Source organism: Roseococcus microcysteis, from assembly GCF_014764365.1.
In the GTDB taxonomy this organism is placed as follows: Bacteria; Pseudomonadota; Alphaproteobacteria; order Acetobacterales; family Acetobacteraceae; genus Roseococcus; species Roseococcus microcysteis.
Genome location: NZ_CP061718.1, coordinates 87439 through 114028 on the forward strand (window position 1 = coordinate 87439; position 26590 = coordinate 114028).

Below are 26590 nucleotides of genomic sequence, written 5' to 3' on the forward strand. Positions count from 1 at the left end.
CCCCGGTCAGACCCCGCCGGCGGTGATCCGCGCCGGGTCCACCGTCACCCCATGATCGAGCGGCCCATGCCCTCCGCCGAAGCCCGGTGCGGACTGGATGGCCGCGCGCACATAGCGCCGCGCGCGCTCCACCGCCGGCAGCAGCGCCATGCCCTGCGCGAGGCCGGCCGCGATGGCGGAGGCGAGGGTGCAGCCCGTGCCATGGGTGTGCGGCGTGGCGATCCGCCGCTCCTCGAAGCGGGTCACGCCATCGGGGGTGGCCAGCAAATCCACCAGCACCTCGCCCTCCATATGGCCGCCCTTGAGCAGCACGGCGGGCACGCCCAGCGTCAGCAGCGCCTCGGCCGCGCGCAGCATGTCGGCCTCGGTGCGGATGTCCATGTCGGCCAGCACCTCGGCCTCGGGGATGTTGGGGGTCAGCACCGTCACCAGCGGCATGAGGCGGCGCTTCAGCGTCTCCACCGCGTCGGGGGCCAGCAGGCGGTGGCCGCCCTTGGCCACCATCACGGGGTCCGCCACCAGGGGCACGCCGGGGGCGCGGGCCAGCAATTCGTCGCAGACCAGGTTGATGGTGGGCGTGTCGTGCAGCATGCCGGTCTTGATGGCGTCCGCCCCCAGATCATCCATGACGGAGGCGATCTGCGCCGCGATGAAGTCGGTCGGCACCGGCAACACGCCCTGCACGCCCAGCGTGTTCTGCGCCGTCAGCGCGGTGATGGCCGTCATGGCGAAGCCGCCCAGCGCCGTCACGGCCTTGATGTCGGCCTGGATGCCCGCGCCACCCCCGGAATCGGAACCCGCGCAGATGAGGACGCGGCCCTTCATGCCGCACCCGCCTTGGCGCGGATGGGGCCGCAGAGCCGGTCCAGGGATTGGTTCAGCAAGCTTTCCTCCTCGGCCTCCACCATCACGCGGATCAAGGGCTCGGTGCCCGAGGCGCGGATCAGCACGCGGCCCTGGGTGCCGAGGCGCCCCTCCTCCTCCGCGATCAGCGCCTGCACGCCCGCATCCTTCAGCGGCGAGGGGCCGGCGAAGCGGATGTTCACCAGGCGCTGGGGCAGGGGGGTGAAGCGGTTGCAGGCCTGGCTCGCGGGCCGCCTCTCCTCGACCAGCACGGCCAGCACCTGGAGGGCGGCCACGAGCCCGTCCCCGGTGGTGCCGAAGTCGTTCATGATCATGTGGCCGGATTGCTCCCCGCCCAGGTTGCAGCCCAGTTCGCGCATGCGCTCGCCCACATAGCGGTCGCCCACCGGGGTGCGGTGCAGGGTGATTCCCTTGCGGCCGAGGAAGCGTTCCAGGCCCATGTTGCTCATGACGGTGGCCACCACCGCGCCGCCCTTGAGGCGGCCCTCCCGCGCCCAGGATTCCGCGATCAGTGCCAGGATCTGGTCGCCATCCACCGGTGCCCCGCGCTCATCCACCAGCACCAGCCGATCCGCGTCGCCATCCAGCGCGATGCCGATATCGGCCCGCCGCTCCCGCACGATCTCGGCCAGCTGCTTGGGCGAGGTGGAGCCCACGCCGCGGTTGATGTTGAAGCCATCGGGCTGCACGCCAACCGACACCACCTCGGCGCCCAGCTCCCACAGCACGGTGGGGGCGACCTTGTAGGCGGCGCCATGGGCGCAATCCACGATGATGCGCAGCCCCTCCAGCGTCAGGCCGCGCGGGAAGCTGGCCTTCGCGGCCTCGATGTAGCGGCCCGGCGCATCCTCCAGGCGCGAGGCGCGGCCGAGCTTGTCCGGCGCCACCAGGGCGGCGCTGAGGTCGCCCCCCATCAGCGCCTCGATCTCGCCCTCCTGCTCGTCCGAGAGCTTGAGCCCGTCCGGCCCGAACAGCTTGATGCCATTGTCCTCATGCGGGTTGTGCGAGGCGCTGATCATGACGCCCAGATCCGCGCGGAGCGAGCGCGTCAGCAGCGCGATGGCGGGCGTGGGCAGCGGCCCCACCAGCACCACATCCATGCCCGCGCCGATGAAGCCCGCCGTCAGTGCCGGTTCCAGCATATAGCCCGACAGCCGCGTGTCCTTGCCGATGACCACGCGGTGGCGGTGCGTGCCCCGGTTGAAGAAGCGACCCGCCGCCTGGCCGAGGCGCAGCGCCGTGCCCGCATCCATGGGCGGGCGGTTGGCCACGCCACGGATTCCATCGGTGCCGAAGAGTTTGCGCGGGCGTGCGGGCGGCAGGCTGTCGGGACTCATGGCATTTCTCTCTGGCCGCTGTAACTCAGGAAGTGCTAGCGCCGCCTTGGTCCTGCGTCCATCTTGACGGGCCAGCCGGGCGGCGCACCCTGGCCGCATGACCTCCGCCCGCGCCCGCGCCGATGCCTTCTGTGCCCGCTTCGGGCTACGGGTTCCCATCCTGCAGGCGCCCATGGCCGGCGCCGCGCCACCCGCGCTGGCGGCCGCCGTCGCCAATGCCGGCGGCATGGGCGGCTTCGGCGCGCTGCAATCCTCGCCAACCGAGATCGCGTCCTGGGCGGCGGCCTTCCGGGGGGCCAGCAACGGCGCCTTCCAGGTGAACCTCTGGACGCCCGACCCGCCACCCTTGCGCGACGCGGCGCGGGAGGAGGCGGCGCGCCAGGCGCTGGGCCGCCTCGGCCCCCTGCCGCCCGAGCCCGGCGAGGGCCCCTTCCTGCCCGACTTCGCCGCGCAATGCGACGCGCTGCTGGCGGTGCGCCCTGGCGTGGTCTCGACCATCATGGGGCTGTGGGAGCCGGGCTTTGTGGCCGCGCTGAAGGCGGCCGGCATCCTCTGGATCGCCAACGCCACCACGCTGGACGAAGCCCTGGCCGCCGAGGCCGCGGGCGCGGACGCCGTGGTGGCCCAGGGCGCCGAGGCGGGCGGGCATCGCGGCAGCTTCGACCCCGCGCGGGGCGAGGCCCAGGCCATCCCCCTCTTCGCCCTCATCCCCCGCTTCGCCGATGCGCTGCGCGTGCCCGTGGTCGCGGCGGGCGGCATCATGGACGGGCGCGGCATCGCGGCCGCGCTGACCCTGGGGGCCAGTGCCGTGCAGATGGGCACGGCCTTCCTCCGCACGCCCGAGGCCGCCATCGCCCCCGCCTGGGCCGAGGCGCTGGCGCATACGGCCCCCGAGGACACGGTGCTGACCCGCGCCTTCTCCGGCCGGGCCGGGCGCGGCATCCGCAATGCCGCCACCGAGGCCTTCGCGGATGTGCCCGCCGCCCCCTATCCGGTGCAACGCGCGCTGAGCGCCCCCATGCGGGCCGAGGCCGTGGCGGCGGGCGATGTGTCGCGCATGCAGGCCTGGGCGGGGCAGGGGGCGGCGCTGGCCCGGGCCGAGCCGGCGGCGGAACTGGTCGCGCGCTGGTGGAGCGACGCCGACGCATTGCTGCCCTGCCCGTGAACGAAGGGTAACACCCAGGTAGCCCTTTCCCGGGCATTGTGCGCCGCGATGCAAAGACCTGCCGCCCTGGCGCCGCTGCGCCACGCCGATTTCCGCACCCTCTGGCTCGCCAACCTCGTCTCCAACATCGGGCTGTTCATCCAGAACACGGCCGCGGGCTGGATGATGACGGGCCTCGACCCCTCGCCCATGATGGTGAGCCTGGTGCAGGCCGCCTCCATGGTGCCCGTGTTTCTCCTGGCCCTGCCGGCCGGCGCGCTGGCCGACATCATTGACCGCCGCCACTTCCTGATCGGCGCGCAGCTCTGGATGACCTTCGTGGCCCTGCTGCTCTGCGTCCTGTCCTGGACGGGGCTGCTGGGCCCCTGGGGGCTTGTCGCACTGACGTTCGGGCTGGGGGCGGGCCTCGCCATGAGCTTCCCCGGCTGGGCCGCCACCACGCCGGAGCTGGTCCCGCGCGAGGACCTCATGGGCGCCATCGCGCTGAACGGCATCGGCTTCAACATCACCCGCGCCATCGGCCCGGCGGTGGGCGGGCTGGCCATCGCCTGGGCGGGGGTGGGGGCGGCCTTCCTGCTGAACGCGCTCTGCGTTCTGGTGCTGGTGGCGGCGCTGTGGCGCTGGAAGCGGCCGGTGGTGGCGAACCGGCCGGCGCCGGAGCCCTTCCTCTCCGCCGTGCGCGCCGGGGCGCGCTATGTGGCGGCCTCGCCCGCCATGCACGCGGCCATCCTTCGCGCGGTGGTGTTCTTCCTGTTCACCTCGGCCGTCTGGGGGTTGCTGCCGCTGCTGGTGCGGCATGAACTCGGCCTCGGCCCCGAGGCCTTCGGCCTGCTGCTGGGCTGCATGGGCGCGGGTGCGGTCGCCGCGGGCTTCCTGCTGCCGGCGGCGCGGCGACGGCTGGACCGTTCGGGGATGGTCTTCGTGGGCTCGCTGCTCGGCGCGCTCGCCATGGCGATGATGGCCACGCTGCACCATTGGGTCTTTGCCGCGCTGGCCATGGTGATCTACGGCGTGGCCTGGATTTCCGCGGCCTCCACCCTGCAGGCGGCGGCGCAGATCGCGGCCCCGGCCTGGGTGCGGGCGCGGGCCATCGGCATCTACCAGATGTGCTTCTTCGGGGCGCTGGCCGGGGGTGCGGCCGGCGCGGGCTGGATCGCGGGGCTGATCGGCGTGCCGACCACGCTCGGCCTCTTCGCGCTCGGCGGTGCCGCGGCCGCGGTGCTGGTGCGCGGCGCGCGGATTGACGGCGAGGCGCTGCGCGAGGCCCCCGCCGCCACGCCCCCCTTCGTCATGCCCGAACCCGAATCCGCCGAACTCCAGTCCCTGCTGGCCGGCGGCGAGAACCGCGTGCTGGAGGTGGTGCGCTACCGCGTGCCGCCCGCCCGCCGCGCCGCCTTCCTGGCCGCCATGCGCGAGGTGCGGCGCGCGCGTCTGCGCGGGGGGGCGGCACTGTGGCGCCTCTATGAGGACGTGGCCCACCCCGAGCGCTGGGTCGAACTCTGGACCATCGAGAACTGGGCCGAGCACCTGCGCGAGGCCGCCCGCATGACCGAGCAGGACCACGCCGTGCTGCGCCACGCCGCCACTTTTCACCAGGGCGATCTGGGGCCTGAGGCGGCGCGCTATGTGAATGTTCCCGTTTGAAAGGTTAGCTCAGGGGTAATCCTTCCAAGGTAGTTGGAAGTGCGGGCCGTCTCGGAAATTGGGCCAGTCTCCGCCCCATTCGACCGGAACGCCAAGCTCTTCCGCCGCCGCCTTCATCGCGAGTGCCAACTGTTCGTAAAGCGGCCAGTCCCAACGCACTTCGTTGCCGACCTTCGCAGCGAGGTCTACGGCGTGGCCCGTCAAGTGCCGGCTGCGAAGCGTTTTGGTGGCACCGGCGTTAAACAATTCTCGCTGTCGTTCCGGCGTCCGAAGACCTTCCGTGACGATGAAGTTGACCGGCGACACTGCGTGGGCGCGACGCACCACGGCCACTAAGTCTGGGTGCACGCCCTGAAGGCTTTTTTCGCTGCGCGCGTCCATCTGAGGATTCTCCTATAGAATTGGGGCTCCGTTTGAAATGAACGCAGGATGGAGAATCTGAAGCGGCATATCAATCAAAACGATGCACCTCTTGTTTTATGACGGCATCGGGATGGTGAACGGGGCAGCAATGCGCCAATATGCGGTGAAGCGCCGGCCCCGCTTGCCTATCTGACGTGGAGAACCGAAGGAAGGACAAGACCATGGCCAAGCTCGCCGCCACCCGCAACGATCTGGGCGAGAATGCCCGCCTCGCCAGCGTGAACCTGCTCAACGCCGCGCTGGTGGATCTGATGGACCTGACCAATGCCGTTCGCATGGCGCATTGGACCGTGCGCGGCCCGCATTTCGCCGCGCTGCATGCCCAGTTCGGCACCTTCTACGAGCAGCTGAGCGAGACGGTGGACGATGTGGCCGAACGCGTGGTGCAGCTCGGCGGCGCGCCCGACGGCACGACACAGCTCGCCGCCAGCCGCACGCGCCTGGCCCCCTATTCCGAGGAGACGCGCGACGGGCTGGACCATGTGGCCGCGCTGACCGAGCGCTACGCCGCCCTGGCCCGCACCACCCGCGCCGCCGTGGACGCCGCCGCCGAGGCGGGCGATGCCGACACGGCCGATTTGCTGACCGGCACCTCGCGCATGCTCGACAAGGCCCTGTGGATGCTGGAAGCGCACTTGGGCTGACCTCAAGCGCCGGCGCGCGCTCCGCGCGCTTGGCTACGCCGCGCGGCGGGTGTGCTGGCCCGGCGGTAGGTTGGGCGGCGCCGGCCGCCGTGCGGCCGGATTTTGGGGTGTTGCGCCCTCAAGAGCCCGGTGACGCTTCCGGTGGATTGGCGGCGCGCCGGCCACTGTGCGGCCGGATTCTCCTGGGGAATGCCTGACCCTCGCTGGGCATGCTGCACCGCCATACCCTCGCCCCAGCTTTTCCTCTATGCCCGCCCCATGAGCGACCTTTTCGGAAAGCCCGGCCCGGCCAAGCCTGGCAACGCCTACACCGCCGCCGACATCGAGGTGCTGGAGGGGCTGGAGCCCGTCCGCCGCCGCCCCGGCATGTATATCGGCGGCACGGACGAGAACGCCCTCCATCACCTCGCCGCCGAAATCCTGGACAACGCCATGGATGAGGCGGTGGCCGGCCACGCCGACCGCATCGAGGTGGTGCTGGAAGCCGGCAACCTGCTGTCGGTGCGCGACAATGGCCGCGGCATCCCGGTGGACCCGCATCCGAAATTCCCGAAGCTCTCCGCGCTGGAGGTGATCTTCACCACCCTCCATTCGGGCGGGAAATTCTCCGGCAAGGCCTATGACACCTCGGGCGGCCTGCACGGCGTGGGCAGCTCCGTGGTGAACGCCCTCTCCGAATCGCTGGAGGTCGAGGTCGCGCGCGGCGGCGAACTGTTCCGCCAATCCTACGCCCGGGGCAAACCCGTCACCAAGCTCAAGCGCGAGGGCGAGGTCCGCAACCGCCGCGGCACCCTCATCCGCTTCAAGCCGGACCCCGAGATCTTCGGCCAGCTCGCCTTCCGGGCGGAGCGGCTGTTCAAGCTGTGCCGGTCCAAGGCCTATCTCTATCGCGGCGTCGAAATCCGCTGGCGCTGCGAGCCCAGGCTGGTCGCCGGCACCGACACGCCGCCCGAGGCCACGCTGCACTTCCCGGGCGGCCTCGCGGACTTCCTCTCCGCCGCCATCGAGGGGCGCGGGACGGTGGTGCCCGAACCCTTCGCCGCCCTCCTCGACTTCCCCGCCGGCGCCGGGCGCTGCGAGGTGGCGCTGACCTGGCTCGAACAGGGCGACGGCTTCCTCTCCACCTACGCCAACACCATCCCCACCCCGCAGGGCGGCACGCATGAGGCCGGGCTGCGCGCGGCCCTGGTGAAGGGGTTGCGCGGCTATGGCGAGCTCAAGAAGGAAAAGCGCGCCGCCAGCATCACGGCCGAGGACGTCTTCACGGGCCTGGCCGGCATGCTCAGCGTCTTCATCCGCGAGCCGCAATTCCAGGGCCAGACCAAGGAGAAGCTGACCAACGCCGACGCCCAGCGCCTGGTGGAAACCGCGCTGCGCGACCGCCTCGACCACTGGCTCGCCGGCAACCCCGCCATGGCCGACAATCTGCTGGCCTTTGCCATCGAGCGCGCCGAGGAACGCCTGCGCCGCCGCGCCGAGAAGGACACGCCCCGCAAGACCGCGACCCGCAAGCTGCGGCTGCCGGGCAAGCTGGCCGACTGCTCGCGCGAAAGCGCCCAGGGCACGGAAATCTTCCTGGTGGAGGGCGACAGCGCCGGCGGCTCGGCCAAGCAGGCGCGCGACCGCGAGACCCAGGCCGTGCTGCCGTTGCGCGGGAAAATCCTGAACGTGGCCAGCGCCAGCGCGGAAAAGCTGCGCGGCAACCAGGAACTCAAGGACCTGATCGAGGCGCTGGGCTGCGGCGTGGGCGACCGCTTCGACCTCTCGCGCCTGCGCTATGGCCGCGTCGTCATCATGACGGACGCGGATGTGGACGGCGCGCACATCGCCGCCCTGCTGATGACCTTCTTCTACAAGGAGCTGCCGGAGATGGTGCGGGCGGGGAGGGTCTTCCTGGCCCAGCCGCCGCTCTACCGCCTCCAGCACGGCGGCAAGAGCGTCTATGCGATGGACGACGCCGATCGTGAGCGCCAGATGAAGCGCCACTTCAAGCCCAATCAGAAGGTGGAAGTCAGCCGCTTCAAGGGGTTGGGCGAAATGCCGCCCGCCCTGCTGCGGGAGACCACCATGGCGCCGGCCGGGCGCACCCTGCTGCAGGTGGTGCTGCCGCCCGAGGAGCGCGCGGCGACGGCGGATCTCATGGAGGCGCTGATGGGCCGCAAGCCCGAGCTGCGCTTCAAGTTCATCCAGGACAATGCGGCGAGCCTGGATGTGGAGATGGTGGATGCGTGAGGGGGGAGCCCCTCACGCGAGCCACTAATAAAGCGGCCCGAAGGGCCGAGGCCGCGAATGCGGCCCGCCGCAAGTGCGGCAAAGCCGAGCGCGCGGATGCGCGCGCTGGCGACGGGTCCCATCGCGGCACGCCGCGATGGGGGCCCGATTGAAGGCACGAAGGCGAAGCCTTCGTGCGCGCGCAATTACGCGCTTTGGCCGCTCTTCAGCCCGCCCTGCTCCATCAGGCTCTCCACCACCGACCAATCCACCAGCTTGTTCAGGAAGTTGTCGAGGTAGTTCGGGCGGACGTTGCGGAAGTCCAGGTAGTAGGCGTGCTCCCACACGTCCACGCCCAGGATGGGCGTGCCCTCGCCGGTCGAGATCGGGTTCGCGCCATTGGGCGTCTTGGTCACGGCCAGCTTGCCGTCAGCCTTCAGGATCAGCCAGGCCCAGCCCGAGCCAAACTGCGTGACACCGGCCTGCTTGAAGGCCTCCTTGAAGGCGGCCAGGCCACCCAGGTCGCTGTCGATCTTGGCTGCCAGCTTGCCCGGCAGCTTGTCGCCGCCGCCATTGGGGCTCATCACCTGCCAGAACAGGATGTGGTTCCAATGCTGGCCGGCCTGGTTCAGCGCGGGAAGCCCATCGGCGCCGGCGGCACCGGCCTCGGCCACGATGGTCTCCAGCGACTTGCCGGCGAGGCCCTTGCTCTCGACCAGGCCGTTCAGCGCCGTGACATAGGCGTTGTGGTGCTTGCCATGGTGCAGTTCCAGGGTTTCCTGGCACATGCCCTGGCCGGCGAGGGCGTTGGTGCTGTAGGGCAGGGGGGGAGGCTGAAGGCCATGTGGGCTTCTCCGAAATGGCTGCGGGGACTGGGGCGCAGCTAAGAGGCGCGCCCCCGGGGCGTCAACCGCTTGCGGAGGCCGGGGTTCACCCCCATGGAGGCGCCACCCATGCCCGAACTCAGCCCCTGCGGCGCGCTGGCCCGCCGCCATGACCCGGACCGCTTCCTCTGCGCCCTCTTCGCGCCGCCGGCGCGGCGGGAGGCGCTGTTCACCCTGATCGCCTTCAACCACGAACTCGCCCGCGCGCGCGAGGCGGCCACCAACCCCATGCTGGCCCTCATGCGCCTGACCTGGTGGCGCGAGGTGGTGGAGCAGGCGGCGGACGGCGCCGCCCCTCGCGCGCATGAGGTGGCCGCGCCGCTTCATGCCGCCATCCGCGAAGGCGCGCTGGCTCCGGCCGACCTCATCGCCATGACCGAGGCGCGCGAGCCCGAGATGGAGGAAGAACCCATCCCCTCCACCGGTGCCTTCCACGCCTATCTGCGCGGCACGGCGGGCGGCTTCGCCGTGGCGGCGGGGAGGCTCTTGGGGGCGCCCCCCGCCGTCATGCCGGCCTTGCAGCAGGCCGGCGCGCTCTATGGGCTGGCGGGCGTGCTCCGCGCGGTGCCCGCGCTGGCCGCGCAGGGGCGTTGCCTGCTGCCCGCCGATCTCGTGGACCCGCACGCGGTGCTGCACGACCCGGCCGTGGCCGCCCCCGCCATCCGCCGCCTCGCCGCCGAGGCCTCGCCCGCGCCCGACCTCTCCGGCCTGCCGCGCGATTCCGTCGCGGCCGCGCTGCCGCTGGTGCTGGCGCGGCGGGATTTGCGGCGCCTCGCGCGCGGGCAGGCGGTCCATCGTGGCGGGATGGACCGTCTGGCCGTCGCATGGCGCGGGATTCGTGGGAGGGCCTGACGGGACGCGTCGGCGTGCCGCCCGCGTCCGGTCCGGGGTGGCGAATCGCCCTGTCAGAGCATGCCGCGTTCACGCAGCCTGCTCTCACCTTTGCTGAGAGCGGGCTTCAGCGTTCTCGGTGATTCCACCTCAACGCATCCCGCTCTCGCCCGGTCGGCGGCTCAGCCCCGCGGCGCGAAGCCCAGGAAGCCCAGCGAGGGGATGGGCTGGCCGGGATCGGCGCGCAGGGTGGGAGCCGGCCGCGCGGCGGGCGTCGGCGCCGCGCGCACCGGGCGGGGTGCCGGCTGCGGACGGGCGCGCGGCGCGGACGTGGCCTCGCGCGGCGGGCCGGAGGAGGCCATGCCCGCCCCACCCCGCACCGACAGCAGGTAGAAGGTGACATCCGCCCGCGCGCGGTCCACCGCGGCTTCGACCGGGGTCAGGCCCAGCGCGTTGCGCGCGCGCAGGTCCGCGCCGCGATTCACCGCGTCGCGCACCGCCGGCAGGTCGCCGCGGGCGATGCCGTCGAACAGCGCGTCATTGGGGTTCATGGCCGAGGGCGGCACCTCGGACGGCGCCACCGTGCCCTGGCGGCCTTGCAGCCCCGGCAGGGCGGGCGGGGCCTCGCGCTGCTGGGCGGGCGCGCCGGGCTGGGCGCCCGGAAGCCGCGTCGGCCCCTGGGCCTGGGCCAGGGAGGGCACGGCAAGGAGCAGGGCGGCCAAAGCCACGCGATGCGGAAAACACGTCATGCCCCCTGGATGCCATGGCGGCGCGGCGGAAGAAAGGCCTGTGTTCGGCGCCGGCCTCAGGCGGCCCGCACGGCGCATTGCAACCGGCGCGCGGCCTCCGTCATGGCCCGGCGCAGGATGTCCCGCTCGGCCTCGTCGGTCACGCTGGTGAAATAGGCCAGCACATCGCTGACCGTGTCCTCGATCTCATGCGCGGCGAGCTTCTGGCGGATACCGTCACGCAATTGCAGGTAGAGGCGACGGCTTTCCACCTCCTCCCGCTCCTCCTCCGTCATCGTGACCTTGGCGGAAGGGCGAAGCTGAAAATCATGGCGGGAGACGCTGCCCAGGAGCACCCGCGGCGACCGCTCCGCCCCCGTAGCGGCCTCGACGCGATAAATCGTGACCGCGTCCCGGCGACTGACGAACTGCAGCGGCATGACCCATCCCCCAACAGATTTGGTGCCGATGTAACATATTTGCGTCTGAACACCAGATTGAGCAAGGAATGAGACCTTGGCTCAGGGTTCGGTGAAGGCGCGGCGCAGGCTCTCCCGCAGGGGCTGGGTCATGTAGCGCCAGAAGCTGCGCGCGCCGGTGATGACATGCGCCTCCACCGGCATCCCCGGTGAGAGGAACACGCCCGGCATGCGCGCCAGCGCCGCCTCGTCCAGCGCGATGCGCGCGCGGTAATGGCTCATCCGCGTCTGCGGGTCGGTGGTGACGTCGGCCGCCACGAAGATCACCTCGCCCGAGAGGTAGGGCACCATGTTCTGGCGGAAGGCGGGCAGGCGCAGCTGCGCCGGCAGCCCCGTCCGCACGGCGTCGATGTCGGTGGGGTTGATGTTCACCTCCGCCACCAGCCGGTCCGCGCTGGGCACGATGTCCAGCAGCGGCTCGCCGGGGCGGACCACGCCGCCCAGGGTGAAGACGCGCGAATTCACCACCGTGCCGTCGGCGGGGGCCAGGATGTCCCGGCGCAGCGCCACGTCATCGGCGGCCATCAGGCGTTCCTCGACCTCGGCGAGGCGCTGGGCCACCTCCCGCGCCTCGGCGTTCACCTCCTGCCGGCGCTGGCTCAGCAAGGATTGCGCCTGGCGCTCCGCCTCCTCGATCGTGGCGCGGGCGCGGGCGACCTGGCCCTGCAACTCGTCCATGCTGCCCTCCACCGCCGCGCGGCCGCGCTGCACGGCCAGCAATTCGGGCAGGCGGGAGAGGCCCTGGTTCACCAGGCCCCGCCGCATCGCCTCCTCCTGCACGATCAGCGCGTGCTGGCGTTCGGCCGCGCGCAGCTGGCCCTGGGCGGAGTCGAGGCTGGCGCGCCCCTGCGCCTCGCGCGCCGCGATGATGGCAAGCTGGCCGTCCAGCGCCGCGCGCCGTGCGGTGAAGAGCGCGACCTGGCCCGCCATCGCCTCGCGCGCGCGGGGGTTGTCCATGTGCTGCAGCGCGGCGGGGAAGGTCAGCGCGCCATGTTCCGCGGCCTCGGCCGAAAGCCGCGCCGCATGGGCCATCAGCGAAGCCTGCTGCGCCCGCAGCGCCTCGCGCGTCGCGCCGGCCTGCACATCGTCCAGCCGCAGCACCACCTGGCCCGCCCGCACGCGGTCGCCGTCGCGCGCCAGGATGGCGCGGACCACGCCGCCCTCCAGGTGCTGCACGGTGCGGCGCGTGCCCTCCACGGTGATGACGCCGGGGGCGACGGTGGCTTCCGCCAGGGGGGCCATGGTGGCCCAGGCCATGAAGCCGCCGAAGCCGGCCAGCAGGACGAGCATCCCGGCCAGGATCACGCCGCGGGTGGGCGGGTGCGGCGCGTCCAACATGGCGGCGGGGGCGGAAAGCGGCGTGGCCATGTCAGAGCGTCCCGGTCAAAGCGGGCTTCATGCCCGGCGGTGGCATCTCGGTGGGGCGGGGCGGGCCCATCAGCCGCTTCATCACCTCGGCGCGGGGGCCGTAGAGCTCGGCCGCGCCATCGCGCAGCACCAGCACCTTGTCCGCCACCTGCACGAGGCCGGGCCGGTGCGAGACCAGGATCAGCGTGGCGCCGGCCTGCTTCGCCCGCGCGAGCGAATGGAGAAGGATGGCCTCGCTCTCGCCATCGAGGTTGGAATTGGGCTCATCCAGCACGATCAGCCTGGGGTTGCCGAAGAGGGCGCGCGCCAGGCCGATCATCTGCCGCTGCCCGCCCGAGAGATGCTGCCCGCCCTCGCCGATCTCGGTGTCATAGCCGCGCGGCAGGCGCAGGATCATGTCGTGGCAGCCCGCGAGGCGCGCGGCCTCGAAGACCTGTTCGGGCGCGGCTTCCCCCATGCGGGCGATGTTCTGGAACACGCTGCCGTCGAAGAGTTCCACGGCCTGGGGCAAATAGCCCACATGGCGGCCGAAATCCTCGCGCGGCCAGAGGAAGACATCGGCGCCGTCCAGCCGCACCGTGCCGGCATTGGGCGGCAGCGTGCCCATGATCAGGCGGATCAGCGTGGTCTTGCCCGCGGCCGAGGGGCCGATGACGGCCAGCGCCTCGCCCGGCTCCAGATGCAGGCTGATGCCCTTGATCATGGGGGCGGCAGTGCCGGGGAAGCCATAGGTCACGCGCTCCAGCTCCAGCCGGCCCCGGGGCGGGGGCGGGGCGGTGCCGGCGGGGCGTCCGGGCGGCATGCGCAGGAAGGCCTGCAACCGCTGGAAGCTCTGCCGCGCCTGGACCAGCTGCCGCCAGCCGCCGATCACCTGCTCGACCGGCGCCAGCGCGCGGCCCATGACGATGGAGGCCGCGATGGAGGCCCCCGGCGTCACCTGCTGGCGCAGCGTGAGCCAGGCGCCCACCCCCAGCACCGCGAGCTGGACGGCCAGGCGGCAGAACTTGGTGGCGGCCAGGATGATGGCGGCGCGGTCGCCGGCGCGGGTCTGGGCGGGCAGCACCTCGTTGATGCCCGCGCGCCAGCGGGCCAGCACGGCGGGCGCCATGCCCATGCTGTCAATGACCTCGGCGTTGCGCGCCATGGCCTCGGTACGGGACTGGGTGCGCTGGGCGGCGGTGGCGGCCTCGCGCAGCAGGCGCGAGGTGACGAGTTCGCTCAGCAGCGTCAGGCCGAAAAGCAGCAATGCGCCGGCCAAAGCCACCAGCCCCAGCAGCGGGTGCAGCAGGAAGATGACCGCGAGGTAGATCGGCACCCAGGGCAGGTCATAGAGCGCGAGCGCGCCGCCCGAACCCAGATAGCCCCGGCAGGCGGCGAGGTCCCGCAGCGCCTCCATCCGGTAGGGCAGGCCGCGCAGCTGGGCTTCCAGGCCGCGATGGAAGGCCTCGGGCGCCGCGCGCATCTCCATCCAGGCGGCCACGCGCTGCATGACCAGGCTGCGCACCCCCTCCAGCACCGCCAGCACCAGCAGGGCGAAGAGGGCGATGGCGGTGAGGAAGAACAGCGTGTCGCCGCTGCGCGCGGCCAGCACGCGGTCGAACACCATCATCATGTAGAGCGGCACGGTGAGCTGCAGCAGGTTGGCCACGCCCGAGAAGGCGCCCACGCTGGCGAATTGCCAGCGACAGGCCGCCAGCGCCTCGCCCAAGGGGGTGGTCTCCGTGCTTGCCGCCATCATGTCAGTCCCTGTCCCATTTTGGGACGACGCCCGGAGGGGCGCCGCAGCGCCGGGACGACCGCCAATTCTTGGCGCGCCACCCCGGCCGCGGGACTGTGCGGGCAGGCGCTTAACGAAACGTGAAGTTGGTTCGGCGGGCTTAGCGCGCCCGGAACACGACCTGCCGGTTGAGGGCGAAGTTCACGAACATGCCCGCGATGGACCCGGCCGCGACGCCCAGCACCAGGTGCCGCGCGCCGATCTCGGTCCAGGCGGTGATGGCGGCATAGGTGCCGTAATTCACCGCGAAGCCCACCAGGTTCAGCGCGAGATACAGCCCCCATTGCCGGCCGATGCCGCCGCCGCCGCGCCGGTCGCGGAAGGTCCAGGCGCGGTTCAGCGCATAGACCCCGGTGGCGGCCACCAGATAGGAGATGACGCGCCCCCAATAGGGCCCGGTGCCCAGGGCGACCGCGGCGCTCAGCACCGCGTAGTCCAGCAGGAAGCCCAGCGTCCCCACCACGCCGAAACGGAAGAATTGCAGGATGATCGCGGGCATGGGCGGCGGTTAGGGGGGCCGGATGGCGCAATTGCGGCGCCCACCTATGCTTCGCCCGCATTCCAGGAGGGCGATTCGTGATCGGGCTGGTGGGTCTGGGCCGCATGGGCGGCGCGATGCTGGGGCGGCTGCGCGAGCAGGGCCGGGATGTGGCGGCCTTCGACCAGGATGCGGGCCTGCGGGCACGCGCGGGCGGGGTGTCGGGCGTGGCCGATTGCGCGGCGCCGGTCGTGATCCTCTCCCTGCCGCATGAGGCGGCGGTGGAGGCGGTGCTGGCCGAATTGCTTCCCGTGATGCCGCAAGGCGCCGTGGTTGTGGACACCTCCACCATCGCCCCCGGCGCCGCGCGGCGATTCGCGGAACAGGCCGCTTCGGCGGGCGTGGGGTATCTCGATGCGCCCGTCTCCGGCGGGCCGGCGGGGGCGGCGGCGGGCACGCTCGCCATGATGCTGGGGGGCGAGGACGCGGCCATCGCCGCCGCGCGGCCCGTGCTGGAATTGGTCGCCACCCGCATCACCCATGTGGGCGGGCCGGGGGCGGGGCAGGTGGCGAAGCTCGCCAACAACCTGCTGGTGGCGACCCATTTGATGGCGGCGGCCGAGGCGCTGCGGATGGCGGATGCCGCCGGCGTGGACCCCGCCGCGCTGCTGCCGGTGCTGAACGCCGCCTCCGGCCGCTCGGCCGCCACCGAGGTGAACTGGCCGCGCTGGATCCTGCCCGGCGGTTTCGACAGCGGCTTCGCGGCGGGGCTGATGCGCAAGGATGTGCGGCTCGCGCTGGAACTGGCCCAGGCGGCCGGCACGCCGTTGCCCGTCTGCGCCGCCGCCGCGAGCCTGTGGGAATCCAGCCACGTGCCCGATTCCGAGGAATTCAACCGCGTCCCCGCCGCCCTCTTCCAGGACCGTTCCCATGGCTGACCCCTCCCGCGCCGCCGCCGAGGCGGCCACCCATATCCGGAACTGGTTCGGCGGCACGGTGCCCGGCGCCGTGCTGGATGGCACCACGCGCCCCGGCGCGGGCGAGGCGCTGGCGCTCACCGACCCCGTGACCGGCAAGCCGCTCTTCTCCTACCCCCTGGCCGATGCCGCACTCGCCGCCGAGGCCGCCGCCGCCGCCGCCCGCGCGGCCCCCGCCTGGGCCGCCCTTCCGGGCGCCGAGCGCGGCCGCCGCCTCTGGGCGCTGGGGGCGGCCATCCGTGCGGAGGCCGAGCCGCTGGCCCGCGCCGAATGCGCCAACGCCGGCAAGCCGCTGCGCGATGCCCGCGCCGAACTGGCCCGCGTGGCCGAGATGGCCGAATACTTCGCCGGCTGGTGCGACAAGATCGAGGGCCGCGTGGTGGGCGTCCCCTCCGGCCATTTCGTGACGGTGCGGCATGAACCCTATGGCGTGATCCTCGCCATCACGCCCTGGAACGCGCCGCTCTTCACCGCGGGGTGGAACGCCTTTCCGGCGCTGGCCGCCGGCAATGCCGTGGTGCTGAAGCCCAGCGAGATGACGCCGCTGACCTCGCTGCGGCTCGGGCAACTCGCCCAGGCGCTGGACGTGCCGCTGATGGTGGTGGCCGGCGGGCCGGCGGCGGTGGAGGCGCTGGTGGCCGCGCCCGAGGTGGCCAAGCTCTGCTTCGTCGGCAGCCCCGCCGTCGGCGCGCGGATCGCCGCGCTCTGCGCCGCCCGCACCCTGCCGCATGTGCTGGAGCTGGGCGGCAAGAGCGCCAACATCGTCTTCGCCGATTCGGATTTGGACGCCGCGCTTCTGGGCGCCCAGCAGGCCATCTTCGCCGGCGCCGGACAGTCCTGCGTGGCGGGCTCGCGCCTGCTGCTGGAGGAATCCATCGCCGACGCCTTCCTCGCGCGTCTGCGCGCGGGCATGGCCAAGATCAGGCTGGGCGACCCGCTGGACGAGGCGACCGAGATGGGCCCCGTCGCCCACCCCCGCCAGCACGCGCATGTGCAATCCCTGCTGGAAGCCGCGGCCGCCGAGGGCGGGCAGGTTCTCACCGCCGCGCCGAACCCGGGCGCCTGCTTCGTCCCCCCACGGTGCTGGACGGGCTCTCGCCCCAGGCGCGCGCGGTGCAGGAGGAAATCTTCGGCCCCGTCGTCGCCGTGCAGCGCTTCGGGGATGAGGCCGAGGCCATCCGGCTTGCCAACGGCACGCGCTTCGGCCTGGCCGGCGCGGTCTGGACGCGGGATGTGGGGCGCGCGCACCGGGTCGCCGCGGCCCTTCGCGCCGGCACGGTCTGGGTGAATGGCTACCGCACCATCCATGTCAGCGTGCCCTTCGGCGGCTTTGGCGCTTCGGGGCATGGGCGTTCCTCGGGCGCGGAGGTGCTCGCGGAATACACACAGGCCAAGGCCGTCTGGGTGGAGACGCGGCAGGCGCCGCCGCCCGGCTTCGGGCACCTGCCCTGATCCGCTTGCAAACCGGGGCGGGCTCTGGCTTCTATCCGCGCAACGCCAGGGGAGGCGGGTCGGTCGCGTCAACGTGACGGGAGTGTTCATATGAAACGTCGTGACCTCATGCTGGGGGGCGGCGCCGCCCTGCTTTCGGCGCCCGCCTACACCCAGTCCGCCCAGAACCGCGTGCTGAAATTCGTCCCGCAGGCGAATCTGACCAGCGTGGACCCGGTCTGGACCACGGCCACCGTCACGCGCAACCACGGCTACATGGTCTATGACTGCCTCTACGGCCTCGACGACCAGTTCCGCCCCTATCCGCAGATGGCCGAGGGCACGTCCTTCGAGGATGACAACCGCACGGCCACGATCACGCTGCGCCCCGGCCTGTTCTTCCATGATGGCGAGGCGGTGCGCGCGGCCGATGCGGTGGCGAGCCTCAAGCGCTGGATGCGCCGCAGCCCCATCGGCCAGAAGCTCAGCGAATACACGGATGAGCTGGTGGCGCTGGATGATCGCCGCCTGCGCTTCCGCCTCAAGCGGCCCTTTCCGCTGCTGCTGAACGCGCTGGGCTCGGTCGCCACGCCCACGCCCTTCATCATGCCCGAGCGCCTGGCGCAGACGGACGCCTTCACGCAGATCCGTGAGACGGTGGGCAGCGGCCCCTTCCGCTTCGTGCAGAACGAGTTCAACTCGGGCAGCCTCGCGGTCTATGAGCGCAACCCGCGCTATTCCCCCAACCCCAATGCGGGCCCGGTCTCGCTGACGGCGGGGCCCAAGGAAGTGCATTTCGACCGCGTCGAGTGGCACATCATCACCGACACCTCGACCTCCACCTCCGCGCTGATCCGCGGCGAGATGGACTGGTTCGAGCAGCCCACCCCCGAGAACCAGCTTCTGCTGCGCCGCAACCGCAATGTGGTGGTGGAGATGCTGACGCCCTTCATGTCGCTCGGCGTCATGCGGTTCAACCATCTGCACCCGCCCTTCGACAACCCGGCCATCCGCCGCGCCATCCTGCCCGCGGTGCAGCAATCGGATTTCATGATCGCGGCCCAGGGGCCGGAGCCCGAGAATTGGCGCGACGGCGTGGGCTGCTTCACCCCCGGTTCCCCCTTCGCCAATGACGAGGGGCTGGACCCGCTGAAGGGCCCGCGCAGCATCGAGCGCGCGCGGCAATTGCTGCGCGAGGCCGGCTACAACAACGAACCCATTCGCATCCTGGGCCCCACCGACATCCTGAACCCCGCCGCACTCACCCAGGTGGCGGCCGATTTGTTCCGCCGTTTGCAGGTGAACCTCGACGTGGTGCTGACCGACTGGGGCACGGTGGTCCAGCGCCGCGCGAGCCGCGAGCCGCTCGATCGCGGCGGCTGGTCCATCACCTGCACCACCTTCGCGGGCTTTGAGGTGATGGACCCCGTCAGCCACTTCCCCCTGCGGGGCAATGGCAATGGCGCCTGGTTCGGCTGGCCCAACGTGCCGGAGCTGGAGACGCTCCGCGACAGCTGGTTCGACGCGCCCGACGTGCCGGCCCAGCAGGCGATCGCGCGGCGGATGCAGGGCATCGCCATGCACGAGCTGCCCTTCGTGCCGGTGGGGGCGGTGGCCTCCATCACCGCGCACCGGCGCAACCTGACGGGCCGCGTGCCCGGCTTCGCGCAGTTCTGGGGCATCCGCCGGTCCTGATAGGCTCTCTGGCACGCTCCGTGCATTCAATGTGATGCGCGGAGCGATGGGCCCTTCTTTGGTGGCGCTTTGCCCATGTGTGTTGCACGCTTCGCCCAAGCCGGAAGCAACCGGCCTGGAACAGGGAGAGAGTAGATGGATCGCAGGAGTTTTCTTCAGACGGGCGCCGTGGTCGCCGCCAGCGGGGCGCTGGCCGCCCCCGCGCTGAGCCAGGGTGCGGCCGCCCGCACGCTGCGCTTCGTGCCGCAGGCGAACCTGGCCAATTACGACCCGATCTGGGGCACGCAGTTCGTCGTCCGCAACGCCTCGATGCTGGTGTGGGACACGCTCTATGGCATCGACAACAGCTTCACCCCGCGCCGCCAGATGGTGGAGAGCGAGGAAGTCAGCAGCGACGGCCTGACCTGGACCTTCCGCCTCCGCGAGGGCCTGCGCTGGCACGACAACGAGCCTGTGCGCGCGCAGGATTGCGTGGCGAGCCTGGAGCGCTGGATGGTGCGCGACGGCATGGGCCAGATGATCCGCGCCCTGCGCCAGGAACTGGCGGCGGTGGATGACCGCACCTTCCGCCTGCGCCTCTCGGCCCCCTATCCGAAGATGCTGCTGGCCCTGGGCAAGAACAACACGCCCATCGCCTTCATGATGCCCGAGCGCATCGCCCGCACCGACCCCTTCCAGCAGATCACGGAATATGTCGGCTCCGGCCCCATGCGGTTCAACCGCAACGAGTGGGTGCCCGGCGCGCGCGCGACCTGGACCAAGTTCGACCAGTACGTCCCGCGCGACGAGGCGCCCAACTGGCTCTCCGGCGGCAAGCGCATGATGGTGGACCGCGTCGAGTGGATCATCCAGCCCGACCCCGCCACGGCCTCGGCGGCCCTCCAGCAGGGCGAGGTGGATTGGTGGGAAACGCCCCTGAACGACCTGATCCCGGTGCTGCGCCGCAACCGCAACATCCGCATTGATGTCGCGGACCCGCTGGGCAATGTGGGCTGCCTGCGCTTCAACCACCTGCACGCGCCCTTCAACGACCCGCGCGTGCGCCAGGCGGTGGCCTGGGTGGTGAACCAGCCCGACTTCATGGGCGCCGTGGTGGGCGGCGACGCCGCGCTGTGGAAGCAGATGAACGGCTTCTTCACGCCCGAGACGCCCAACTACACCGAGGCCGGCGGCGAAATCCTCTCGCGCCCGCGCAGCGTCGCCGATGCGCGCCGCCTGTTGCAGGAAGGCGGCTACAACGGCCAGCCCGTGACCATGCTGGTGGCGCAGGACATCGCGGCCCTCTCCGCCATGGGCCAGGTGGCGAATGCCGCCCTGCGCTCCATCGGCATGAATGTGGACTTCGTCGCGACCGACTGGGGCACGGTGGGTGCGCGCCGCGCGAGCCGCGAGCCGCGGGACCGTGGCGGCTGGAACATCTTCTTCACCTGGTTCGCGGGGGCCGACTGCACCAACCCCGCCAGCTATCTCGGCCTGCGCGCCCATGGCGATGGCGCCTGGTTCGGCTGGCCGTCGGACCCCGCGATCGAGGCCGGCCGCGACAAGTGGTTCGCCGCCACCAACGCCGCCGAGGAAAAGGCCGCCTGCGAGGAAATCAACCGCGCCGCCTGCCAGAGCTTCCCCTTCGTGCCGACGGGCTTCTACCGTGCCTACCAGTCCTGGCGGAGCAATGTCTCCGGCGTCACCGCCGGCCCGCTGCCCTGGTTCTGGGGCGTCTCGAAGTCGTGAGTGTCCGGGGCGTCCCGCGTTCGGGGCGCCCCTTCTTCTGATCAGGCCCGGCCCGCCTCCCGCGGGCCGGCCGCACCGAAGGGCTTCCCGCCATGTGGGCCTATATCTTCCGGCGCGTGCTCGCGACCATCCCGGTCATGGCCATCGTCGCGCTGTTCGTGTTCTCGTTGCTGTATCTCGCACCCGGTGATCCCGCGGCGGTGATCGCGGGCGACCAGGCCTCGCCCGAGGATGTGGAGCGCATCCGCGCCTCGCTGGGCCTCGACCGGCCCTACCTGGTGCGCTTCGGCGAGTGGGTGTTCAACATCCTGCGCGGGGACCTCGGCACCTCCATCTTCACCAATTTGCCCGTCAGCCACATGATCATGCAACGCGTGGAGCCCACGCTGTCGCTGATGGTGGTGACGCTGGTGCTCTCGGTCACCATCGCCGTGCCCATGGGCGTGGTGGCGGCCTGGAAGCAGGGCACGCATGCGGACCGCGCCGTGATGGCCTTCGCCGTGCTGGGCTTCTCGGTGCCCGTCTTCGTGGTGGGCTATGTGCTGGCCTTCGTCTTCGCCCTCGAACTCGACTGGCTGCCGGTGCAGGGCTACACGCCGCTGAGCCAGGGGCTCTGGCCGTGGTTCGAGAATCTGATCCTGCCCGCCATCGCGCTCGGCACCGTCTACATCGCGCTGATCGCGCGCATCACGCGGGCCACCATGCTGGAGGTGCTGAGCCAGGACTACATCCGCACCGCCCGCGCCAAGGGTGTGGGGCAGCGGGCCATCCTCTTCCTGCACGCGCTGAAGAACGCGGCGGTGCCCATTGTCACCGTCATCGGCATCGGCATCGCGCTGCTGATCGGGGGTGCCGTGGTGACGGAGAGCGTCTTCGCCATTCCGGGCCTCGGGCGCCTCACGGTGGATGCCATCCTGCGGCGCGACTACCCGGTGATCCAGGGCGTCGTGCTGCTGTTCAGCTTCGTCTACGTGCTGGTCAACCTCGTGATTGACCTCCTCTACACCCTGTTTGACCCGAGGATCCGGTATTGAGCGCCTCAGCCCTCCCTCCTGGCCTCCCCCCGGCGTGAGCATTCCGCCGAACCTGGCCATCGCCAAGCTCCCGGGTGACATCCTCTCGGATGTGAAGCCGCGCCGCGGCATCTGGGGCTTCCTCGGGCGCTACCCGGCCATCGCGATCGGCGGTTCGCTGCTGTTCCTGATGATCTTCGTGGCCGTCTTCGCGCCCTTCCTCTTCACCAAGGACCCGACGGCGCTGGCGCCCGCGCTGCGCACGCGCGAGCCCTCGGCCCAGTTCTGGTTCGGCTCCGACATGCTGGGGCGCGATGTCTATTCGCGCGTGCTGTATGGCGCCCGCGTCTCGCTCATCGTGGGCTTCTCGGTGGCGTTCTTCGCCTCGCTGATCGGGCTGATCATCGGCCTGCTCTCGGGGTTCAACCGCATCGCGGACAGCATCATCATGCGCGTGATGGACGGCATGATGAGCATTCCGCCCATCCTGCTCGCCATCGCGTTGATGGCGCTGACGCGGGGCTCGGTGCAGAACGTGATCCTGGCCATCACGGTGGCGGAAATCCCGCGCGTGTCGCGCCTGGTGCGCGGCGTGGTGCTGTCGCTGCGCGAACAGCCCTATGTGGAGGCCGCCGTGGCGTCGGGCACGCGCACCTGGAAGATCATCTTCAAGCACATCCTGCCCAACACGCTGGCGCCGCTGACGGTGCAGGCCACCTATATCTGCGCGGCGGCGATGATCACGGAGGCCATCCTCTCCTTCATCGGCGCGGGCACGCCGCCCATCATCCCCTCCTGGGGCAACATCATGGCGGAAGGCCGCGCGCTGTGGCAGGTGAAGCCCTACATCGTCTTCTTCCCGGCGGTGTTCCTCTCCATCACGGTGCTCGCCGTCAACCTGCTCGGCGACGGGCTGCGCGACGCGATCGACCCGCGCCTCGCCAAGAGGATCTGAGCCGATGAGCGAAATGGACAACCGGCCCATGCTGCTGGAGGTGGACAACCTCCAGACGCATTTCCGCACCATGGACGGCGTCAACCGCGCGGTGGACGGCGTCTCCTTCCATGTGCGCTCCGGCGAGACGCTCGCCATCGTGGGCGAGAGCGGCTGCGGGAAATCCGTCACCGCCATGTCCATCCTGCGGCTGATCCCGGAACCGCCGGGCAAGATCGCGGGCAGCATCAAGTTCCAGGGGAAGGATCTGCTGAAGCTGTCCGACCGCGAGATGCGCGACATCCGCGGCAACGACATCAGCATGATCTTCCAGGAGCCGATGACCAGCCTCAACCCGGTGCTGACCAATGGCCAGCAGATCGGCGAGACGCTGCGCCTGCACCAGGGCATGAACGCCCAGCAGGCTGAGGCGCGTGCCATCGAGATGCTCAAGCTTGTGGGCATCCCGGAGCCCGAGCGGCGCGTGCGCGAATACCCGCACCAGCTTTCAGGCGGCATGCGCCAGCGCGTGATGATCGCGATCGCGCTCGCCTGCAACCCGAAGCTGCTCATCGCGGATGAGCCGACCACGGCGCTCGACGTCACCATCCAGGCGCAGATCCTGGACCTGATGAAGGACCTCAAGACCAGCGTGGGGGCGGCCATCGTCCTCATCACGCATGACCTCGGCGTGGTGGCCGAGGTGGCCGAGCGGGTGGTCGTCATGTATGCCGGCCGCAAGGTGGAGGAAGCCCGCGTGGGCGACCTGTTCCGCACGCCCCGCCACCCCTACACCCAGGGGCTGCTGGGTTCCGTGCCCAAGCTCGGTTCCTCGCTGACGGGCGAGACCACGCGGCTCGCGGAAATCCCGGGCCTCGTGCCCAGCCTCAAGCAGCGCATTCCGGGTTGTGTCTTCGCCACGCGCTGCCCCAAGGTGACGGAACTCTGCCGGGCGGTGCCGCCCGCGCTCCAGGAAAAGGCGCCGGGCCACATCGCCGCCTGCCATTACGCCGAAGTGGAAGGGGTTGCCGCGGCATGACCAAGCGGATTCTCGAAGTCTCGGACCTCAAGAAGCATTTCCCCATCCGCGGCGGCCTGCTGGGCGGCACGGTGGGGTATGTCTACGCGGTGGATGGCGTGTCCTTCCACATCGACCAGGGCGAGACGCTCTCCCTCGTGGGCGAGAGCGGCTGCGGCAAGTCCACCGTGGGGAAGTCGGTGCTGCGGCTGTTTCCGCTCACCTCCGGCCAGGTGGTGCTGAACGGCAAGCGCATTGACGACATGCCCTCGGGCAGCCTGCGCCCGCTGCGGCGGCAGATCCAGGTGGTGTTCCAGGACCCCTTCTCCTCGCTGAACCCACGCCTGCGCGTGCGGGAAATCCTGGCCGAGCCCATCCGCAATTTCGGCCTGGCGAACAGCGAGGCCGAAATTGACGAGAAGGTCGGCCAGCTCATGGACAAGGTGCGGCTGCCGCGCGATGCGGTGAACCGCTGGCCGCATGAGTTCTCGGGCGGGCAGCGGCAGCGCATCTGCATCGCGCGCGCCCTCGCCGCCGAACCCGACATCATCGTCTGCGACGAGGCGGTCTCCGCGCTCGACGTGTCGGTGAAGGCGCAGATCGTGAACCTGCTGCAGGATTTGCAGGCGGAACTTGGCCTGGCCATGCTGTTCATCAGCCATGACCTCGCCATCGTGGAGCACATGACGCACCGCGTGGCCGTCATGTATCTCGGCCAGATCGTGGAGGTGGCGGACCGCAAGTCGCTCTTCGGCACGCCGCGCCACCCCTATACGGAGGCGCTTCTCTCGGCCGTGCCGGTGCCCGTGCCCGGCGCCCTGCGCGAGCGCATCGTGCTGCAGGGCGACGTGCCGAGCCCCATCAAGCCGCCGCCGGGCTGCCGCTTCCACACGCGCTGCCCCTATGCCTTCGACCGCTGCCGCAAGGAGGTGCCACGCCTGCAGGACAATGGCGCGGGGCACCTGGCCGCCTGCCACCTGCATGACGGCCCGGCGGCGGAAAACCCGCTGCTGAACAAGGCGCCGCCCACGGCGTTCCGTGCGGCGTAACGCGTCTGGTCGGCGGAGGCGGCACGCCGCAGCCGTGAATCAGCCGCGCGAACTCCGCGTCTGATCGGCGGAGGCGGCACGCCGCGGCCGTGAATCAGCCGCGCAGAAACTACCCGGGCGGCCTGAGGGGCCGTCCGCGCTGGCTGTAGTTCACCGTGTCCGGCGCGTTGGAACCGCCGGTCACGATGAAGGCCATGGCCTCGTCGAAGCTCCAGTCCGTCCAGGTCAGCGCCGTGATCGGCACGATCTCGATATAGCCCGAGGTGGGGTTGGGCGAGGTCGGCACATAGACCACCGCCAGCTCCTCGCCCGTCGTGCTGTCCTTCAGCACGCGCGTCACCAGCCCCACCGCCTTCATCTCGGGCGAGGGGAAGTCGATCAGCACCACGCGCTGCCCACCTTCCTGCTGGGTGCCGGCGACCGTGAGGAATCGCTTGGTGGCGCCGTAGATCTTCTCGACGAAGGGGATGCGGCCGATCAGCCATTCCATCACCGCGATCAGCCTTTGGCCCACCATGCGGCTGGCCATCCAGCCCAGCAGCCACAGCAGCGCCAGCACGGCGATGGTGGCGACGATGGAGACCACCGTCTCGTTCGCCATCGCCCGCGCGGCCGCCGGGTTGTCGGGGTTCAGCGCGAGTGCCGCCGCCCGCACCAGCGGCCGGCCGAGCGCCGAAAGCTGCCGGAACAGGAAATCCACGATCAGCCAGGTGATGGCGAGCGGTGCGGCCGTCAGCACCCCCACCAGCAGGTAGCGCCCCGCCGAGCGCAGCCCCTGCCGCGCGTCCGGGTTGCTCACGCGCCAGCCGTTTCGTCACGCATGTGGTGTCTCTCCAAGGGTGAAATGGCGCGGCTTCCGTGATACTTAGCCCCGCGCGGCCGGGCCCGCCAACAGCAAAGGGGACGCCCATGCACATCGCTGTCTTCAGCACGAAACCCTATGATCGCCACTTCCTGGACGCCGCCAACCAGGAGGCGGGCGCGCCCCACCAGCTCACCTACCTGGAGCCGCGCCTTTCGCGCGAGACGGCGGTGCTGGCGAAGGGGGCGGACGCCGTCTGCGTCTTCGTGAACGACGCCGCCGGCGAGGCGGTGCTGGAGGCGCTGCACGCCCAGGGGGTGCGCATGCTCGCTTTGCGCTGCGCGGGCTTCAACAATGTGGACCTGGCGGCGGCGAAGCGCCTCGGCCTGCCCGTGGGCCGCGTGCCCGCCTATTCGCCCGAGGCGGTGGCCGAGCACACGGTCGCCATGATCATGGCGCTGAACCGCAACATCCACCGCGCCCATGCCCGGGTGCGCGAGGGCAATTTCGCGCTCGACGGGCTGCTCGGCTTCGACATGAAGGGCCGCAGCGTCGGCATTGTGGGCACGGGGCGCATCGGCGCCGCCTTCGCGCGCATCATGAAGGGCTTCGGCTGCCGGGTGCTGGCCTTCGACCCCGCACCGGATGCCGAGCTGGGCCTCGACTACGTGCCGCTCGACCGGCTGCTGGCCGAGGCGGACATCGTCAGCCTGCATTGCCCGCTCAACCCCGCCACGCACCACCTGATTGACGAGGCGGCCATCGCGCGGATGAAACGCGGCGTCATGCTCATCAACACCAGCCGCGGCGCCATCGTGGACACGCGCGCGGCCATCAAGGGGCTGAAGAGCGGCGCCATCGGCCATCTCGGCCTCGACGTCTATGAGGAGGAGGCGGATCTCTTCTTCGAGGATCTTTCGGGCCAGGTGCTGCAGGACGACATCTTCGCCCGCCTGCTCACCTTCCCCAACGTGCTCATCACCGCGCACCAGGCCTTCTTCACCGAGGATGCGCTGATGGCCATCGCGCGCACCACGCTCGACAACATCACCTGCTTCGCGAGCACGGGCGCGCCCCGGCACGAGGTCTCGGTCGAGAAGCTGGCCTGAG

At 71.0% G+C, this 26590-nt stretch carries 22 protein-coding genes and 2 pseudogenes; 14 read left to right on the plus strand and 10 right to left on the minus strand.

Annotated elements, in window-relative coordinates:
* Positions 1–6 precede the first annotated feature (6 nt).
* A complete protein-coding gene (gene thiD, locus ICW72_RS00365) occupies positions 7–825 on the minus strand; it encodes a bifunctional hydroxymethylpyrimidine kinase/phosphomethylpyrimidine kinase (RefSeq protein WP_191084412.1) in 819 nt (272 codons plus the stop codon).
* Complete coding sequence (gene glmM, locus ICW72_RS00370) at positions 822–2201, minus strand: phosphoglucosamine mutase (protein ID WP_191084413.1); 1380 nt, start codon at positions 2199–2201, stop codon at positions 822–824. Before glmM ends, thiD begins: the two co-directional genes overlap by 4 nt.
* A 97-nt stretch (positions 2202–2298) precedes the next feature.
* On the opposite strand from glmM, the gene ICW72_RS00375 reads away from it, so the two are divergent.
* Positions 2299–3366 (plus strand): NAD(P)H-dependent flavin oxidoreductase, encoded by a 1068-nt coding sequence (locus tag ICW72_RS00375; RefSeq protein ID WP_191084414.1) that lies wholly within the window; start codon positions 2299–2301, stop codon positions 3364–3366.
* A 48-nt stretch (positions 3367–3414) separates the two neighbouring features.
* Positions 3415–5010, plus strand: a complete 1596-nt coding sequence (locus tag ICW72_RS00380; protein ID WP_191084415.1) for an MFS transporter — start codon at positions 3415–3417, stop codon at positions 5008–5010.
* 9 nt (positions 5011–5019) lie between these two features.
* Here the strand turns inward: ICW72_RS00380 and ICW72_RS00385 are convergent, their stop codons facing one another.
* Positions 5020–5391 (minus strand): M15 family metallopeptidase, encoded by a 372-nt coding sequence (locus tag ICW72_RS00385; RefSeq protein ID WP_191084416.1) that lies wholly within the window; start codon positions 5389–5391, stop codon positions 5020–5022.
* A 203-nt stretch (positions 5392–5594) separates the two neighbouring features.
* Between ICW72_RS00385 and dps the strand changes: the two genes are divergently transcribed.
* Together dps and parE are read left to right on the plus strand one after the other, a co-directional pair.
* Positions 5595–6077: a DNA starvation/stationary phase protection protein Dps gene (gene dps, locus ICW72_RS00390; RefSeq protein ID WP_191084417.1), complete on the plus strand. Its 483-nt coding sequence runs from the start codon at positions 5595–5597 to the stop codon at positions 6075–6077.
* Positions 6078–6335: 258 nt separating this feature from the next.
* Positions 6336–8309, plus strand: a complete 1974-nt coding sequence (gene parE / locus ICW72_RS00395; RefSeq protein ID WP_191084418.1) for a DNA topoisomerase IV subunit B — start codon at positions 6336–6338, stop codon at positions 8307–8309.
* A 185-nt stretch (positions 8310–8494) separates the two neighbouring features.
* Here the strand turns inward: parE and ICW72_RS00400 are convergent.
* Positions 8495–9132: pseudogene (locus tag ICW72_RS00400) on the minus strand (superoxide dismutase).
* A gap of 109 nt (positions 9133–9241) precedes the next feature.
* On the opposite strand from ICW72_RS00400, the gene ICW72_RS00405 reads away from it, so the two are divergent.
* Positions 9242–10024, plus strand: a complete 783-nt coding sequence (locus ICW72_RS00405; protein WP_191084420.1) for a squalene/phytoene synthase family protein — start codon at positions 9242–9244, stop codon at positions 10022–10024.
* Positions 10025–10185: 161 nt separating this feature from the next.
* On the opposite strand, the gene ICW72_RS00410 is transcribed toward ICW72_RS00405, so the two are convergent.
* The 5 genes from ICW72_RS00410 to ICW72_RS00430 all read right to left on the minus strand — a co-directional run bounded on the left by ICW72_RS00410 (position 10186) and on the right by ICW72_RS00430 (position 14854).
* Complete coding sequence (locus ICW72_RS00410) at positions 10186–10752, minus strand: ankyrin repeat domain-containing protein (protein ID WP_191084421.1); 567 nt, start codon at positions 10750–10752, stop codon at positions 10186–10188.
* A 56-nt stretch (positions 10753–10808) separates the two neighbouring features.
* A complete protein-coding gene (locus ICW72_RS00415; RefSeq protein ID WP_191084422.1) occupies positions 10809–11171 on the minus strand; it encodes a hypothetical protein in 363 nt (120 codons plus the stop codon).
* Between the two features lie 81 nt (positions 11172–11252).
* Positions 11253–12578, minus strand: a complete 1326-nt coding sequence (locus ICW72_RS00420; protein WP_191084423.1) for an HlyD family type I secretion periplasmic adaptor subunit — start codon at positions 12576–12578, stop codon at positions 11253–11255.
* Between the two features lies 1 nt (position 12579).
* A complete protein-coding gene (locus tag ICW72_RS00425) occupies positions 12580–14316 on the minus strand; it encodes a type I secretion system permease/ATPase (protein ID WP_191084424.1) in 1737 nt (578 codons plus the stop codon).
* 139 nt (positions 14317–14455) lie between these two features.
* A complete protein-coding gene (locus tag ICW72_RS00430) occupies positions 14456–14854 on the minus strand; it encodes a GtrA family protein (RefSeq protein ID WP_191084425.1) in 399 nt (132 codons plus the stop codon).
* Positions 14855–14931: 77 nt separating this feature from the next.
* Here ICW72_RS00430 and ICW72_RS00435 point away from each other — a divergent pair, with 77 nt between their 5' ends.
* The 8 genes and pseudogenes from ICW72_RS00435 to ICW72_RS00470 all read left to right on the plus strand — a co-directional run bounded on the left by ICW72_RS00435 (position 14932) and on the right by ICW72_RS00470 (position 24678).
* Positions 14932–15771: an NAD(P)-dependent oxidoreductase gene (locus ICW72_RS00435; protein ID WP_223880727.1), complete on the plus strand. Its 840-nt coding sequence runs from the start codon at positions 14932–14934 to the stop codon at positions 15769–15771.
* Positions 15764–17262 (plus strand): annotated as a pseudogene (locus ICW72_RS00440) (aldehyde dehydrogenase family protein). Before ICW72_RS00435 ends, ICW72_RS00440 begins: the two are co-directional and overlap by 8 nt.
* Before the next feature lie 90 nt (positions 17263–17352).
* A complete protein-coding gene (locus ICW72_RS00445; protein ID WP_191084426.1) occupies positions 17353–18936 on the plus strand; it encodes an ABC transporter substrate-binding protein in 1584 nt (527 codons plus the stop codon).
* 135 nt (positions 18937–19071) lie between these two features.
* Positions 19072–20664 (plus strand): ABC transporter substrate-binding protein, encoded by a 1593-nt coding sequence (locus ICW72_RS00450; protein ID WP_191084427.1) that lies wholly within the window; start codon positions 19072–19074, stop codon positions 20662–20664.
* Positions 20665–20756: 92 nt separating this feature from the next.
* The gene (locus tag ICW72_RS00455) at positions 20757–21698 is read left to right on the plus strand and encodes an ABC transporter permease (protein ID WP_191084428.1); all 942 of its coding nucleotides are present in this window, start codon (positions 20757–20759) and stop codon (positions 21696–21698) included.
* 34 nt (positions 21699–21732) lie between these two features.
* Positions 21733–22632 (plus strand): ABC transporter permease, encoded by a 900-nt coding sequence (locus ICW72_RS00460; protein ID WP_191084429.1) that lies wholly within the window; start codon positions 21733–21735, stop codon positions 22630–22632.
* A 13-nt stretch (positions 22633–22645) separates the two neighbouring features.
* Positions 22646–23650, plus strand: a complete 1005-nt coding sequence (locus ICW72_RS00465) for an ABC transporter ATP-binding protein (protein ID WP_408639238.1) — start codon at positions 22646–22648, stop codon at positions 23648–23650.
* Positions 23647–24678, plus strand: a complete 1032-nt coding sequence (locus ICW72_RS00470; protein ID WP_191084430.1) for an ABC transporter ATP-binding protein — start codon at positions 23647–23649, stop codon at positions 24676–24678. The genes ICW72_RS00465 and ICW72_RS00470 overlap by 4 nt, the downstream gene beginning before the upstream one ends.
* 109 nt (positions 24679–24787) lie before the next feature.
* Here ICW72_RS00470 and ICW72_RS00475 read toward each other — a convergent pair whose 3' ends face one another.
* Positions 24788–25477: a DUF502 domain-containing protein gene (locus tag ICW72_RS00475; protein WP_191084431.1), complete on the minus strand. Its 690-nt coding sequence runs from the start codon at positions 25475–25477 to the stop codon at positions 24788–24790.
* Between the two features lie 110 nt (positions 25478–25587).
* On the opposite strand from ICW72_RS00475, the gene ICW72_RS00480 reads away from it, so the two are divergent.
* On the plus strand, positions 25588–26589 hold the full coding sequence (locus ICW72_RS00480; RefSeq protein WP_191084432.1) for a 2-hydroxyacid dehydrogenase: 1002 nt from the start codon (positions 25588–25590) through the stop codon (positions 26587–26589).
* Position 26590 lies beyond the last annotated feature (1 nt).

Bases quoted from the DNA above. Each gene is read 5' to 3' on its own strand.
- thiD (WP_191084412.1), bottom strand. From the start codon at position 825: ATGAAGGGCCGCGTCCTCATCTGCGCGGGTTCCGATTCCGGGGGTGGC.
- glmM (WP_191084413.1), bottom strand. From the start codon at position 2,201: ATGAGTCCCGACAGCCTGCCGCCCGCACGCCCGCGCAAACTCTTCGGC.
- ICW72_RS00375 (WP_191084414.1), top strand. From the start codon at position 2,299: ATGACCTCCGCCCGCGCCCGCGCCGATGCCTTCTGTGCCCGCTTCGGG.
- ICW72_RS00380 (WP_191084415.1), top strand. From the start codon at position 3,415: ATGCAAAGACCTGCCGCCCTGGCGCCGCTGCGCCACGCCGATTTCCGC.
- ICW72_RS00385 (WP_191084416.1), bottom strand. From the start codon at position 5,391: ATGGACGCGCGCAGCGAAAAAAGCCTTCAGGGCGTGCACCCAGACTTA.
- dps (WP_191084417.1), top strand. From the start codon at position 5,595: ATGGCCAAGCTCGCCGCCACCCGCAACGATCTGGGCGAGAATGCCCGC.
- parE (WP_191084418.1), top strand. From the start codon at position 6,336: ATGAGCGACCTTTTCGGAAAGCCCGGCCCGGCCAAGCCTGGCAACGCC.
- ICW72_RS00405 (WP_191084420.1), top strand. From the start codon at position 9,242: ATGCCCGAACTCAGCCCCTGCGGCGCGCTGGCCCGCCGCCATGACCCG.
- ICW72_RS00410 (WP_191084421.1), bottom strand. From the start codon at position 10,752: ATGACGTGTTTTCCGCATCGCGTGGCTTTGGCCGCCCTGCTCCTTGCC.
- ICW72_RS00415 (WP_191084422.1), bottom strand. From the start codon at position 11,171: ATGCCGCTGCAGTTCGTCAGTCGCCGGGACGCGGTCACGATTTATCGC.
- ICW72_RS00420 (WP_191084423.1), bottom strand. From the start codon at position 12,578: ATGGCCACGCCGCTTTCCGCCCCCGCCGCCATGTTGGACGCGCCGCAC.
- ICW72_RS00425 (WP_191084424.1), bottom strand. From the start codon at position 14,316: ATGATGGCGGCAAGCACGGAGACCACCCCCTTGGGCGAGGCGCTGGCG.
- ICW72_RS00430 (WP_191084425.1), bottom strand. From the start codon at position 14,854: ATGCCCGCGATCATCCTGCAATTCTTCCGTTTCGGCGTGGTGGGGACG.
- ICW72_RS00445 (WP_191084426.1), top strand. From the start codon at position 17,353: ATGAAACGTCGTGACCTCATGCTGGGGGGCGGCGCCGCCCTGCTTTCG.
- ICW72_RS00450 (WP_191084427.1), top strand. From the start codon at position 19,072: ATGGATCGCAGGAGTTTTCTTCAGACGGGCGCCGTGGTCGCCGCCAGC.
- ICW72_RS00455 (WP_191084428.1), top strand. From the start codon at position 20,757: ATGTGGGCCTATATCTTCCGGCGCGTGCTCGCGACCATCCCGGTCATG.
- ICW72_RS00465 (WP_408639238.1), top strand. From the start codon at position 22,646: ATGGACAACCGGCCCATGCTGCTGGAGGTGGACAACCTCCAGACGCAT.
- ICW72_RS00470 (WP_191084430.1), top strand. From the start codon at position 23,647: ATGACCAAGCGGATTCTCGAAGTCTCGGACCTCAAGAAGCATTTCCCC.
- ICW72_RS00480 (WP_191084432.1), top strand. From the start codon at position 25,588: ATGCACATCGCTGTCTTCAGCACGAAACCCTATGATCGCCACTTCCTG.